The sequence below is a fragment of the Fluviispira sanaruensis genome (assembly GCF_004295685.1).
GTDB lineage: Bacteria > Bdellovibrionota_B > Oligoflexia > Silvanigrellales > Silvanigrellaceae > Silvanigrella > Silvanigrella sanaruensis.
The window spans coordinates 1,677,899-1,692,608 of sequence record NZ_AP019368.1 but is presented as its reverse complement, the minus strand read 5'-3'; the positions used below and the strand labels follow the sequence as shown (position 1 = coordinate 1,692,608).

General features: G+C 36.1%; 10 protein-coding genes. All 10 read left to right on the top strand.

The annotated features are described in order from the left end of the window. The first annotated feature begins 74 nt into the window (after positions 1-74). The 10 genes from EZS29_RS07165 (at position 75) to EZS29_RS07120 (ending at position 14,710) form a co-directional block, all read left to right on the top strand. Positions 75-785 (top strand): pyridoxine 5'-phosphate synthase, encoded by a 711-nt coding sequence (locus EZS29_RS07165; RefSeq protein ID WP_130608071.1) that lies wholly within the window; start codon positions 75-77, stop codon positions 783-785. A 42-nt stretch (positions 786-827) separates the two neighbouring features. Then, positions 828-2,435: a carboxyl transferase domain-containing protein gene (locus EZS29_RS07160; RefSeq protein WP_130608068.1), complete on the top strand. Its 1,608-nt coding sequence runs from the start codon at positions 828-830 to the stop codon at positions 2,433-2,435. Between the two features lie 31 nt (positions 2,436-2,466). Continuing rightward, the gene (locus EZS29_RS07155; protein WP_130608065.1) at positions 2,467-4,371 is read left to right on the top strand and encodes an acyclic terpene utilization AtuA family protein; all 1,905 of its coding nucleotides are present in this window, start codon (positions 2,467-2,469) and stop codon (positions 4,369-4,371) included. Further along, the gene (locus EZS29_RS07150; protein WP_130608062.1) at positions 4,368-5,189 is read left to right on the top strand and encodes an enoyl-CoA hydratase-related protein; all 822 of its coding nucleotides are present in this window, start codon (positions 4,368-4,370) and stop codon (positions 5,187-5,189) included. Before EZS29_RS07155 ends, EZS29_RS07150 begins: the two co-directional genes overlap by 4 nt. Further along, positions 5,186-7,219 (top strand): acetyl/propionyl/methylcrotonyl-CoA carboxylase subunit alpha, encoded by a 2,034-nt coding sequence (locus EZS29_RS07145; RefSeq protein ID WP_130608058.1) that lies wholly within the window; start codon positions 5,186-5,188, stop codon positions 7,217-7,219. Before EZS29_RS07150 ends, EZS29_RS07145 begins: the two co-directional genes overlap by 4 nt. An 89-nt stretch (positions 7,220-7,308) precedes the next feature. After that, entirely contained in the window at positions 7,309-8,460 is a 1,152-nt protein-coding gene (locus EZS29_RS07140) for an acyl-CoA dehydrogenase family protein (RefSeq protein ID WP_130608055.1), read from the top strand. A gap of 115 nt (positions 8,461-8,575) precedes the next feature. After that, positions 8,576-9,502, top strand: a complete 927-nt coding sequence (locus EZS29_RS07135) for a metallophosphoesterase (RefSeq protein WP_130608052.1) — start codon at positions 8,576-8,578, stop codon at positions 9,500-9,502. Between the two features lie 26 nt (positions 9,503-9,528). After that, positions 9,529-11,373 carry an acyl-CoA synthetase family protein gene (locus tag EZS29_RS07130; protein ID WP_130608049.1) on the top strand — a complete coding sequence of 615 codons (1,845 nt, stop codon included), beginning with the start codon at positions 9,529-9,531 and terminating at the stop codon, positions 11,371-11,373. A gap of 86 nt (positions 11,374-11,459) precedes the next feature. Beyond that, positions 11,460-13,526, top strand: coding sequence for a PrkA family serine protein kinase (locus EZS29_RS07125; RefSeq protein ID WP_130608047.1), 2,067 nt, complete (start codon positions 11,460-11,462; stop codon positions 13,524-13,526). Between the two features lie 74 nt (positions 13,527-13,600). Further along, complete coding sequence (locus EZS29_RS07120; protein WP_172603992.1) at positions 13,601-14,710, top strand: DUF444 family protein; 1,110 nt, start codon at positions 13,601-13,603, stop codon at positions 14,708-14,710.

The window sequence follows — 14,710 nt, the reverse complement described above, 5'->3', positions numbered from 1 at the left end:
CAGAGAGGCACATTAAATGTAATAAAACATAATGTGCTATAAATATTTCTTATTTATGAGGAAGGACACTTATTATGGCAACTCTTGGGGTAAATATAGATCATGTAGCTACACTCCGTCAACAACGCGGGACTAAATATCCAGATCCAATCGATGCGGCAGTGCTTGCGCAAATGGCAGGAGCCGATCAGATAACAGTTCATTTAAGAGAAGATCGCAGACATATCCAAGATAGAGATGTAAAACTTTTGCGTGAAATCCTGCAAATTCCTTTAAATTTAGAAATGGGCAATACAAGCGAAATGCTTGAAATTGCTTTAGCAGTTAAGCCCGATATGGTGACCCTTGTTCCAGAAAAACGTGAAGAGCGGACAACTGAGGGTGGATTAAATTTAGAAAAAACATTTGATTCTTTAAAAAAGACCGTAGATATTTTGCAAGAGAATAGTATCCCAGTTAGCTTATTTGTCGAACCCACTAAGAACGATATGTTACTTTGTAAAAAAATGAATGCACAAATGGTCGAACTGCATACAGGAAAATATTCTGAATTGACTGGCGAATTAGCTGATAAAGAATATGAATGTATTTTACAAGCATCAATATATGCGCAAAATTTAGGGCTTATTGTGCATTCTGGGCATGGTCTCAATTATAAAAATGCGCAAAGAATAGCAAAAATTCCAGGTATGAAAGATTTAAATATTGGGCATAGTATAATTTCCTATGCAGTTCTGGTAGGACTGGAAAGAGCTGTTAGAGAAATGAAAACATTAATTTCCTAAATTCAATTGTTTTTTTGTAGAAAATTTCATTGAAAGGACGCTATGACTTTCTTCAAAAGCCAAATATCGGCGCATTCTGATAGTTTTAAGCAAAACCAAATTTACAATCAAGAAATTTGTAACGATCTTGAATCGCTCTATGAAAAAATCCGCATGGGAGGTGGTGAAAAGGCCCGTGAAAGGCATCAATCTCAAGGGAAAATGCTTGTACGTGATCGTATACAAAATTTATGTGATGCCTCTTCACCTTTTATAGAAATTTCGCCTCTCGCTGCAAATGAAGTTTATGATGACTCAGTTCCCTGTGCAGGAGTTGTTGCGGGTATTGGTCAAGTTTCTGGAAAAATGTGCATGATTATTGGCAACGATGCCACAGTTAAAGGCGGGACTTATTATCCTTTAACAGTAAAGAAACATCTACGTGCACAAGAAATAGCTTTAGAAAATAAATTACCTTGCATTTATTTAGTGGACAGTGGCGGTGCTTTTTTGCCTATGCAAGCTGAAGTTTTTCCAGATAAAGAACACTTCGGAAGAATTTTTTACAACCAAGCAAACATGAGTGCACAACAAATTCCTCAAATCTCTGCGGTTATGGGCTCCTGTACAGCAGGAGGAGCGTACGTTCCTGCTATGAGTGATCAAACTATTATTGTTAATAAAACCGGTACGATTTTTTTAGGAGGCCCTCCCCTCGTAAAAGCAGCAACGGGTGAAGATGTCACAGCGGAGTATTTAGGAGGAGCGCAGGTGCATACGGAACTCAGTGGAGTTGCGGATCACTTTGCGCACGATGATGAACATGCGATTGAAATTCTAAGAAATATTGTAGATAACCTTGGCAAAACAAAACAAGCGCATATTGATATCCGTTCCCCAGAACTTCCAGCTTATGATCCATCAGAAATTCTTGGAATTTGGCCGAAAGATTTGCGCAGACAAGTTGATATTCGCGAAATAATTGCACGCATAGTCGATGGAAGTCGTTTTTTTGAATTTAAGGAACGCTATGCAACAACAATTGTTACAGGATTTGCTCACATCGAGGGAATTCCCTGCGGGATAATAGCAAATAATGGAGTGCTTTTTAGTGAAAGCGCCCTTAAAGTAACACACTTTATCGAGCTTTGCACAAAAGAAAAAATACCATTGGTATTTTTGCAAAATATCACTGGCTATATGGTTGGCTCTCAATATGAAAGAGCGGGTATAGCAAAAGATGGAGCGAAAATGGTACATGCTGTTGCAACTGCTAAAGTACCAAAAATCACTCTTCTCTTAGGTGGATCCTACGGAGCTGGAAATTATGGTATGTGTGGAAGAGCATATTCACCTCGTTTTCTTTGGACTTGGCCATCAAGTCGGATTTCTGTTATGGGTGGAGAACAAGCTGCACAAGTCATGGTAACAGTTAAAAAAGACCAACTTTCACGTGATAATAAGAAATTGACTGCACATGAAGAAGAGGAAATAGCAAGTCCAATTCGTAAAAAATATGAAAAAGAAGGTCATCCGTATTATGCTTCTGCGAGATTATGGGATGATGGAATTATTAATATGATTAAGACACGATCCATACTTGCTGCCAGTTTAGCAGTTACTTTAAACACACCTATTTCAGAAACATCGACAGGTGTTTTTAGAATGTAAAAATTTTATTTCAGATTTTGGAGAAAATTTTATGTCAAAGAAAGACTTCATTCGTATTGCAAATGCTGGAGGTTATTGGGGAGATGACCCATATGCTTTACGCAGACAAGTATTTGGTGAACTTAAATTAGATTATATTTCTATCGATTTTCTTGCTGAAATAACCATGAGTATATTGCAAAAGCAACGAGCAAAAGACCCAAATGCAGGTTATGCCAAAGACTTTATCCATGCGCTTGAACCCGTACTTGAAGAATGTCTCAAACGAAAAATTAAAATCATTACCAATGCAGGTGGCGTAAATCCAAAGTCTTGCGCTGAGGATTTATTTAATTTAGCGCGAAAAAAGAATTTAAATTTAAAAGTTGCCGTTGTCGATGGTGATGATATTTTTTCATTAATTCCATCGCTCAGGACAAAAGGTGTTGCTTTTAAAAACATGGAAACCGATGAGGATTTTTCCAATTGTGCAGATAGAGTTTTATGTGCAAATACATATTTCGGAGCTTTGCCAGTAGCTGAGGCATTAAAACATGAGCCTGATATTGTATTATGCGGTAGAGTAACAGATACAGGTATAACACTCGCTGCTATGATGCATGAATTTAATTGGAAATTAGATGATTATGATAAGCTTGCACATGGCATTGTTGCAGGTCATATTATTGAATGTGGAGCACAAGCTTCGGGCGGTAATTTTACCGATTGGCAAAAAGTACCGAGCTTTATTGATATAGGTTTTCCCATTGTTGAATGTCATCCAGATGGAAGTTTTTATGTAACTAAACATCCAAATACAGGTGGATATATAAGTTGCCAAACAATTCGTGAACAACTTTTATATGAGATGGGCACTCCGCAAAGTTATATCACCCCCGACGTCATTGCTGATTTTTCAACAATTCAAATTTCATCTGAAAAACCAGAAAGAGTTAAAGTAACAGGAATCAAAGGACGTAAGCCTACAGATCTTTTAAAAGTCAGCATAGCATATGAAGACGGTTATAAATGCTCTGGTTCCCTTATCATTTCTGGACCAGATGTCCGTGCTAAAGCTGAAATGTTTGCAAAAGTTTTTTGGTTAAGGCTCGAAAGTGAATTAAAAAACGCAGGTTTTTCTTCTACCGTTAAATTTAAAAATACAGAGTATGTGGGTGATGACAGCACACACAAAGGTATGCTAAATAAACATGAAGCAATCGAAATTTTATTAAAATTAACAGTGCGTGACCATGATAGAAATAAGTTAAATATTTTTAGAAAACTTTTACCAAGTTTAATATTGAGTGGTCCATCGGGTGTTGCAGTCACAGGAGGCGCTCCACTTATTTCAGATGTCGTTAGTTATTGGCCTGCATTGATACCCCAAGAATGTGCATTGCCAAATGTGCATATCTATGAGCAAAAATCGGGTGAAGATAAGTGTCATTTAAGTTATGAAAAATTAAAAATGAATTGGCCGCTTACAGGAGGGAGCTCTTTAATTGAGACACCTATTCACGATCCTTATAGCCCTGCTTTAGTGAGCGTTATGTCAACTTCTAAAGCTATTCGCGTGAGCCTGATGGAAATTGCCCATGCACGCAGTGGGGATAAAGGCGACACGGTTAATATTGGATTGATTGGCCGCAGTCCAGAATGTTATGTCTGGTTACGAGAAAATATCACTGCTGAAAAAGTGAATGATTGGTTTCATAGCCTTTGTAAAGGAAATGTTCATAGATATTTAGTACCTAATTTATGGGCCTTAAATTTTCTTCTTGAGGAATCACTTGGAGGAGGAGGGACAATGAGTTTACAAATTGATGCTCAAGGTAAAACATTCAGTCAAGCATTATTGCGGTGTGAAGTTGATATACCAGAAATACTTCTATCGACAATTTCTCCAGAATTCAAGGCTTGTGCGGGAGAACTCGTAAGGAGAAATGCTGAATGAATAAAGTTCATTATTCTGGACAAAATATACGGGTTGAAAAATATCCTTATGGAGTAAAGAAATTAATTTTTACTCGACCAGATATACGTAATGCTTTTCATGCTGCAATGATAGAAGAAATCAATTTAATTTTATTGCAAATGAAAGCAATAAAAGATGAAAATGAAATGCGCCTTCTCATAATAGAAGGGGAAGGAAAAGTATTTTGTGCTGGTGCCGATCTCACTTATATGAAAGATCAAGCAAAAAATACGGAAGAACAAAATGTGAACGATGCTCAAGCTCTTGGAAAAATGTTTTATAATTTAGCAGATTTCCCCTGCCCTGTGCTCAGCTTCGTAAAGGGTGCAGCAATTGGTGGAGGATTAGGGCTTGTCGCTTGTTCAGATTATGTTTTAGCTGAGGAAAATACAATATTTGCCACAAGTGAAGTTTTGTTAGGCATAGTTCCTGCTGTTATCAGTCCATATATAATAAGAAAAATAGGTGTGGGCAATGCGGCTCCTTTTTTATTAACTGGAAAAAAAATGTCTGCTCTTGAATGTGAAAAAATTGGACTCGTCTCTAAAGTAACAGATGCTCTTGAACTTAATAAAGAGCTCGAAAAAGTAACACTTGAATTTATTATGGCAGCTCCTTCTGCTGCAAGAAGAACCAAAGAGCTTATTAAAAATGCTTCTCCATTGCCAAACCCGAACCAATTTGAATTCACAGTACAGCAAATTGCGAAAGCAAGGTGCAGTGAAGAAGGAAAAGCGGGATTAAGTTCTTTTTTTGAAAAAACCACTCCCTTTTGGTGCCATGGAATAAAAAAATGAAAAAATTATTAATCGCAAATCGAGGTGAAATTTCGAGAAGAATTATGAAAGCAGCTAAAGAGCGAGGATTTATTGTCGCAGTTATAGCGACACAGGAAGACTCAGATTCTTTAATTTGCCAAGAAGTTGATCATGTGATCGAAGTTTCCAATTTTTTAAATGCGGAAGAAATTGTTGAAAAAGCTAAATCTTGGGGAGCAAACTTTATTCATCCTGGATATGGATTTCTATCAGAAAATGCGGCTTTTGCTGAATTGGTTGAGAATGCAAATATTTCATTTATAGGCTCCACATCACAAAATATTAAAATGATGGGAAGTAAAGAAACAGCAAAAAGAATTGCCCAAAAAAGCAATGTCCCGACTCTCGATGCTTTATTTTCGAGCGACTTAAAAAAAATCCCTGCAGATAAATGGGAAAATGAATTAAAAAATAGAAAAATATTTTCCCCTTTTCTTGTCAAAGCCAGCGGTGGTGGTGGCGGAAGGGGCATGCGCATTGTTGATGATGTTCATGAACTTCCCCAAGCTATTAAACGTGCTTCAGAAGAAGCAAAAGCATCTTTTAATGATGGCACTGTTTTTGTGGAACGTTATTTAAAAAATCCCCGCCATATAGAAATTCAAATATTTGGTGACGGAAAAGGCGGAGGTGTTTTTTTTGGAGAAAGAGAATGCTCTCTGCAACGCAGGCATCAAAAAGTGATAGAAGAAGCTCCTTCTACTCAGGTTAATGAGCAACTCAGGGCAGAAATGGGTAAAGCATCTTTAGCGTTAGTAAAAGAAACAGCATATAAAGGAGCTGGTACTTTAGAGTTTTTATTAGATGATGCGGGCCGCTTTTATTTTCTAGAAATGAATACGCGGTTGCAAGTGGAACATCCCGTAACTGAAAATGTTTATAAAATTGACCTTGTTCATGCACAAATTGATTTAGCGGAAGGAATATGGCCAAACAATTTCCCGGATCCGAATCATTTTCATTTGCTTTCCCCTCAAGCTGTTTCCATCGAAGCACGAATTTTAGCTGAAGATCCAAGAAATCAATTTCTTCCTACACCAGGTCAAATATTATTTTATAAAGAACCCGAGGGAGAAGGTATTAGAGTCGATACTGGAGTCACAGAAGGATCACGCATAAATTCCAATTTTGATTCTCTAATTGCAAAATTAATTGTTACGGCTCCAACTCGCGCATTGGCCGTGCAAAAATTAAAAAATGCGCTAGAAGATTTTTCTATTTTTGGCTTTACAACCAATATTTCATTTTTACACTCGATTGTAATGCAAAAAGATTTCTTATTAGGTCACGAATCGACTCATTGGATAGCAAATAATATTGAAACTTTAACTCGTTATAATCTTCCACAAAATTTAATAGAAGTTTTTCAATATAAAAAATTTCGAGAACAGCTTTCTAATATGCTTCGAGGTGGAAGAATATCGACACATATAAATAATGTTTTTCTAAATCAAGGAAAAAATTTACACAATGTGAATGCGAAATTGGATGCAAATTCAGATTTGGATTTTATCATAACAAAATCACATGAAAAAAATAAATTTTTTGTCTCTGGAGACTCCATTAGCAAAATACTGAAAGAAAAAAGAGAACACAAAGAAAAAGAAATTTATTCTGATTTATTCCAATATTTATCACATAAATCTCAATATAAAAACGATATAAAAATACCTTTTTCTGCAATTAAAACCTCACACAATGAAATGCAAGTCAATTTATTTGGTGAGTATTTAAAACTCGATTGCCCTTATTACAATGAAAGCAGAATTCATAAATCCGCTAAAGGCAGTGGCGAAATACGCGCACCTATGGCAGGTAAAGTATTTGAAGTGCTTGTTTCAGAAGGACAAGATATTTCAGCTGGTCAAGTACTTTTTATTGTTGAATCTATGAAAATGCAACTTGAAGTAAAATCTGCGGAAAAAGGAAAGGTAACAGAAATCTTTGTCAAACAAGGTCAAATTTTGTCGGGCACGGATGTCATGGCTATGGTACATTCAAATTTATAGGCATCTCATAAAAGAAAGAATGATCATTTAATTTTTAAAAAATAATTTAGTATTTTAAGATTTCAAATAATTATAGAGGAATTACTCAAATGACAAACTATCATAGCAATGCCCAAGAAATTAGGGAAGTCATTCAAACTGTTAGAGCATTTGCCGCTAAAGAACTTGCTCCTTATGCTGACGAACTTGATAGGGAAGAGAGACTCGCTCCTGGTATTTTCCGTCGTTTGGGTGAACTCGGAATATTAGGTTTAACTTGTCCAGAAGAATTTGGTGGAGCAAAATTAGGTGCTGTTTCTGTTGTCGCAGTGATGGAAGAATTGAGTTATGCATGCCCAGGAACTTGCTTAAGTTATCTTGCTCACACACTTCTTTTTACCCATAATTTTGCCCAAAATGCCTCACCCGAGCAGTTGGTTCGCTATCTTCCCAGTTGCATTTCAGGAGAAATGGTTGGCGGTATGGGTATGACTGAACCTGGAGCAGGATCCGATGCTATTGGTTTAAAAACAAGAGCAGTGCGCAAAGGCGATCATTACGTTATCAATGGTTCAAAAATGTTCATAACGAATGGTCCTGTTGCCGATGTTTTTCTAGTTTATGCACGCACGGGTGACAATCGCAATGATATTTCAACTTTCATTATTGAAAGAGGATTTGAAGGCTTCTCCGTAGGAAAAAAACTATCAAAAATGGGGATGCGCGCGAGTCCAACTGGCGAATTGATTTTTAAAGATTGCATTGTCCCAGTTGAAAATTTAGTGGGCGAAGAAGGCTCCTCTGTAAAACATATGATGAAAAATCTTGATATTGAACGGGTTGGATTGGCTGCCATGGCGCTTGGGATAGCGAGAGCCTGTTTGGATCACTCATTAAAATATGCACAAGAACGTCAGCAATTTAATGAAAATATTATTAACTTCCAATCTGTCAGCGAAAAAATTGCGAATATGTATATTGGTTACCGTGCTGCACGAGCCTTTGTTTATGAAGCTGCTCAAGTTATTGAAGAAGGACGTAGAGCAAATCAAGAAGCAGCTGCTGCAAAAGTTTATGCATCTGAAATGGCAACAAAAGTTGCGCTCGATGCCATACAAGTTCTTGGCGGTTATGGTTATATAAGAGAATTTCCTGTTGAACGACTTATGCGCGATGCTAAATTATTAGAAATTGGCGGTGGTACAAGTGAAATATTACGTAGTATTATTATAAAGGAGTTTGTTCGTAAAAGTAGCAAATAAGCATTTTTTCTTTTACATACTCTCTGTATTGAAAGTTTTATAGTATACGCCTACAATTTAAAGAATGAAGTGAGGTAACCAATCTTTACTTTGTTTTAATTAGGGAGAGTGTGTTTTGCAGGACAGTTCAAATAACCTTGTTATAAAAAGTTTGGCACCATCAACAGAGCGCTTGCCCCTTTTTATAGTAGGTGATGTACATGGATGTGCGCGTGAACTTGCAGAACTTATTGAAACTGCTAAAAAACATATATCAAAGTTTCAATTAATCCTTGTTGGCGATCTTTTTACGAAAGGCCCCGATCCCGTGGGCGTTTTTGAATTAATTCAAGAACACTCTGCATTGTGCATTAAAGGAAATCATGATTGGGCACTTTGGTCAACGATCCAACAGGCTCAAAAAAGAAGTTTTCATACTTTAGCTGAGCACACTAAGCAAACTCTACACTTAATTCGCTATCACAAAAGAGCAATTTTTGATTTACTCTGTTCATTGCCACACGCTTATACGACAACGGTTGTTTCGCAATTAAAAAGAAGTCATTGGGAAAAAGAATATCCACTGATCATAGTTCATGCTGGAATTGACTCAACAAAAGGTTTGCTTGGTACAACTGAAAGAATGTTATTAACGGCTCGCTATGTGCGCTGGGATTCTAAAACTACAGAAAAAAAGCTATTGGTAGTCCCATCCGGCTACCGCTCAGAAGTTTTAAATTCTATGAATCAAAATAATATGAGTCACGAAAATAATGAAAATAATGTTCTGCGAGAAAGATTTCGTTGGCATGAATTGCACAATGGACCAGCGCTGATAGTGTTTGGTCACGATGCAAAACAAGGATTGTTTCGTAAAACTCTGCCTTCAGGTCGACCCATTTGTGTTGGAATAGACACTGGTTGTACCTACGGAAATAGCTTGACTGGTTATTTTCCTGAGGTAGATTTAGCTATTCAGGTAAGGTCACAAAGAAAATACTTTGATATCAAAAAAAATATTATTCTTCTTAAACCTCATCAAAACAAACATGCTGCGGTTTAATATGTAAGAGATTGGAATAGTTTTCTATGCATGCTCATGATTCTACTTCTACTGCCTCAATGCTACAAATATTTAAAGGAAGTGAAGCTTTCTTTGATTTATTACTCAAACAATCAATTCGAACAAATTATGTAACAATAAGAACTTACTGCAATGGAGCTTGGCATCAATTATCTGGAAAAGATTTTTGTGCTCATCTTGGGAGAGCGAGTGAATATTGGACTAAAACTCTTCCGATAGAAGAACGTCAAAGTGGGCAAAGTATAATTTTAATTGGCAGGAATTCTTATAATTCTTTTGTCGCAACTTGTGGAGCAATACTTGCTGGTTTAGATGTTATGTGCGCTCCACCTCATATGTCTAAAAATGATTTAAAGTGGTGTTTAAATTATTTTAAAGGAGTTGCAATTGCAACGGATATTCATGAATTAGCATCACAGTTAGATGGTTTTACTGTACCTGTTTTGAATATTTCTCAAGCAGCCTGGATGCCACAAGATAAACACAATGAACCCATTCTATTAACGTTATATCGTGAATATAAAATAGCAAGAGAAGCATCTCTACCTAAAAAAGTTGCCGAAGAAAATAAATCACACGAACATAATGAAACAAAAGAGCACACCAATAAAACATCTATTATACCTGAGGATTCTCCTTGGAGAAAAATTAAACCTGGGAATTTTGCCTTTGTTTCTTTTGGCCATGATGGATTTCAAAAACCAGAAATTATAAAACCAGATGCACTTGTTGTTACAGCGCAAAATTTTATTATTCATGCAGAATTTCCTAAACAAATTTTTTGGAAAAGCATAGAATTAATGCCACCGAGTAATCCATTTTCTCATTTAAGTCGATTTTGTGCTCTGCTTAAAAATGGAATTATTGGCTTTCCAAATCCGAGTGCTGATTGGGAAACTAATATTAGAATTCTGAGACCAAGTTACATTTTTGCAAGTTCGCACGAAATGGAACAAGTTTGTTCTTTTATTGAGCAAGTTTCTAAACGTTCTATAAATAATTCACGTTTTAAATTAAGTGAAAAAATAGACAAAATTCAGAATTTAATGGCTTCATCAAGAGCGATGAAAATTCCTGAAGGCGCATTTGACATATTAAAACGCTCCTTGCGCAAAGCTTCACGCATTCTTGCGGGGCATTCTTTTTTGAAAGAAGCAGTTGAAGACTTATCATTTGTTGTCCACGGCCTCGCTCCAGCACAGGAAGCCTATGTCCGCAGTTTAGAAAAGCTTGGTATACCTGTTCTAGAATCCTATGGCACCACCCACGCTGCGGGCATGCTCTCCTGTAACTTATTCCACGCAGCCCATTACAAGGTCATTGGCACACCTTTGCCGCATGTAAATTTCAGATTAGGTGCTCATTCTACACTTGAATACCGTCTTTCCTTTGCAGAGTTTGAAAATGCAGGAAAATGGGAAGAGACGGGTGATGTTGCCCAAATGACCCCTTTTGGCTTTATTATTACGGGTCGAAAAAAACACTTGTTCGTCACTTTGGGTGGGACGGTAGTTTCTCCTGTTCGCCTAGAACAACTTTTAAAAGAAGATGAGATTATAGCAGATGTTTGTGTTATTGGCGATAAGTTACCTTATCTTTCTGCATTGATTGTTTTAAATCACAATGCTCTTGCAGATTATCGTGCGCATCCTGAAAAGATAAAAGATCAAGTGCAGACTATTGTAGATAAAGTGAATGAAAGTTTACCACGTAATGTAACATTAAAAAAGTTTTCAATACTAGATAAACCATTTACAGAAGCGACTGGTGAAAAACTTTCGAATGGAGAAATCAATCGTCTCAAAATTCAGGAGACTCGAGCAGGACTTATAAGCTCTCTTTATCAATAAAAAATCAAATACTTTTTTTATTTGCGACTGCGTTTTTTTTGGGATACTCTTAATATATAAATTCCATCACACTCTTTGGAGGTCTCATGCAACTGCATACTGAAAAAGTTTTCGAGCTTGTGAAAGAGGTTTATAGTCCTTCGCTTTTTAATGAGCTGAATTGGGTAGGAACTTATGTTGATTATTTAGCTATGATCGAGAAAAATCCCAAACTTTGTCGAACAGCATTTCAACGTATTTACGATCTTATTATGCACTTTGGTTCTTATGAATATGTTGAGCACAAAAAGAAACTTATCCATTACAAATTTTTTGATGATCCACTTAATAGCGGAAAAGATGCTGTTTTTGGTTTAGATGTTCATATATCAAAATTAGTTAATTTTTTTAAAGCTGCCTCGTTACGTTATGGTCCAGAAAAAAGGGTTTTGTTACTTCATGGACCTGTAGGCAGTTCAAAGTCTACAATAGCGCGCATGCTAAAAAAAGGTGTTGAATGGTATTCACATCAAACGGATGGTGCTTTGTATACTTATGAATGGACAAATTTACACGATAAATTAAAAATGGAAGACACGATGCCGTGTCCTATTCATGAAGATCCTCTCCGTCTTATTCCTGAAGAAGCGCGTGTAAAAGTTTTAAGTTTATTAAATAAAGGAAAAAACTTCCAAGAAAGAATTCATATTGAGGGAAGCTTATGTCCAGCGTGTCGATATGTTTATAATGATCTTATGCGTCTCTATAATGGCGATTGGGATAAATTAACAAGAAATCATATAAGCGTTAAAAGATTACTCTTATCTGAAAAAGATCGTGTTGGTATAGGTACATTTCAACCAAAAGATGAAAAAAATCAAGATTCAACTGAATTAACAGGCGATCTAAACTATCGAAAAATTGCTGAGTATGGATCCGATTCCGATCCACGCGCATTTAATTTTGATGGCGAATTTAACATTGCAAATAGAGGAATTGTTGAGTTTGTAGAAATGCTCAAACTCGATGTTGCGTTCCTTTATGATTTACTCGGCGCTTCGCAAGAGCATAAAATCAAACCAAAGAAATTTGCGCAAACAGATATTGATGAAGTGATTATTGGCCATACAAATGAGCCAGAGTATAGAAAACTGCAAAACAATGAATTTATGGAAGCACTCAGAGATAGAACCGTTAAAATTGATGTTCCTTATATAACAAAATTAAAAGAAGAAGTTAAAATTTATAGAAAAGATTTTAATCCTGAAACAGTTCCACATATTCATATTGCACCACATACAATTGAAACCGCAGCGATGTGGGGAATATTAACGCGCCTTGAAGAACCCAAAAAAGCAAATTTAACTGTTATGCAAAAGATGAAACTATATGATGGTAAAACTTTATCAGGATATACTGAAGATAATATCAAAGAGTTAAGAAAAGATGCACTGCGTGAAGGCCTTGACGGAATTTCTCCTCGCTATATACAGGATAAATTATCAAATTCTCTTGTTGAAGACAGAGGGAATGGTTGTATAAATCCTTTTATTGTTCTCAATGAGCTTGAAGGTGGACTTAAAAATCATAGCCTTATTCGCGATGAAGAAACCAAAAAAAGATACCGTGAACTTCTCGCAGTTGTGAAACAAGAATATGAAGATATTGTAAAAAATGAAGTACAAAGAGCTATTTCTGCTGATGAAGAAGCTATTGCAAAATTATGTGGTAATTATATTGATAATGTAAAAGCGTATACACAAAAAGAGCGGGTTAGAAATAAATACACAGGTATGAGTGAAGAACCTGATGAAAGATTAATGCGTAGTATAGAAGAAAAAATCGATATACCTGAAAGCCGTAAAGATGATTTTAGAAGAGAAATCATGAATTATATTGGTGCACTCGCTTTAGAAGGAAAAATATTTGATTATAAAACCAATGAGCGCCTGCATAAAGCGCTTGAGCTTAAATTATTTGAAGATCAAAAAGATACTATTAAGTTAACAAGCCTTGTGAGTAACGTCGTAGATAAAGAAACACAAGCAAAAATTGATGTTGTTAAAAATCGACTTATTAAAAATTATGGTTATTGTGATATCTGCGCTACCGATGCTCTTCATTTTGTCGCAAGCATTTTTGCTCGAGGCGATGTTAAAAGAAATTTAAATTAAAAAGTTATTAAAAGGGTTATTAAATAAATTAATAACCCAAGTCTCATGAATATATCTTCTTCAAGGAGAGGTTCATTAAGATGAAAATGGAAACAGATGTAAATCGCTTTCGTAAAATAGTTAGAGGAAAAATAAAAGACAATTTAAAAAGATTTATTTCTTCTGGTGAATTGATTGGACGTCAAGGAAATAAGCAAGTCACCATTCCTTTGCCAAGAATTGATCTTCCTCGCTTTGAATTTGGGAACAATCAACAGCGAGGAGTTGGCCAAGGTGAAGGCGAGCCAGGCGATGCCGTCAGCCAAGGACAAGCCCAACCCGGAGAAGGTGAAGCGGGACAAAATCCAGGCGAGCACAGTATGGAAGTTGATGTGAGCCTTGATGAACTTGCTGGAATATTGGGTGAGGAATTAGGACTTCCGCGCATTGAAGATAAAGGTAAAAAAAATATTACCCAGAAGAAATACAAATACCAAGGCGTGCTCAGAAATGGACCTGAAAGTTTACGCAACTTCAAAAGAACTTATAAAGAATCTTTAAAAAGACAAATTAGTATTGGTGATTATACTCCAGACAGACCAATTATTATTCCAATTAAAGAAGATAAACGCTACCGTAGTTTTCGTATAGAAGAAAAACCAGAAGCAAGTGCTGTTATTATTTATATGATGGATGTTTCAGGATCCATGGGCGATGAACAAAAAGAAATTGTACGCCTCACATCATTTTGGTTAAATGCCTGGTTAAAGCATAATTACGACAATTTAGACACTCGATTTATTATCCACGATGCAATTGCCAGAGAAGTAGATGAGCATACTTTCTATCACACAAAAGAATCTGGTGGTACTTTAATTAGCAGTGCTTATAAATTATGTGAAAAGATAATCATGGATAGCTATCCTTCTGCTGAATGGAATATATACTTATTTCATTTTTCAGATGGTGACAATTGGAGTGGCAACGACACAAATGAATGTATGACATTATTAGATAATTTTTTGTTACCTTCTAGTAATTTATTTTCCTATGGGCAGGTTGAAAGTCGTTATGGCAGTGGTCAATTTCTCAAAGATCTTGAAAAGCATTATGGTGAACAAAATGAAAAAGTCATTATTCATCAAATAAAAGATCGAGATGGAATTATGAATGCCCTACGGGCATTTTTAGGAAGGGGTAAATAA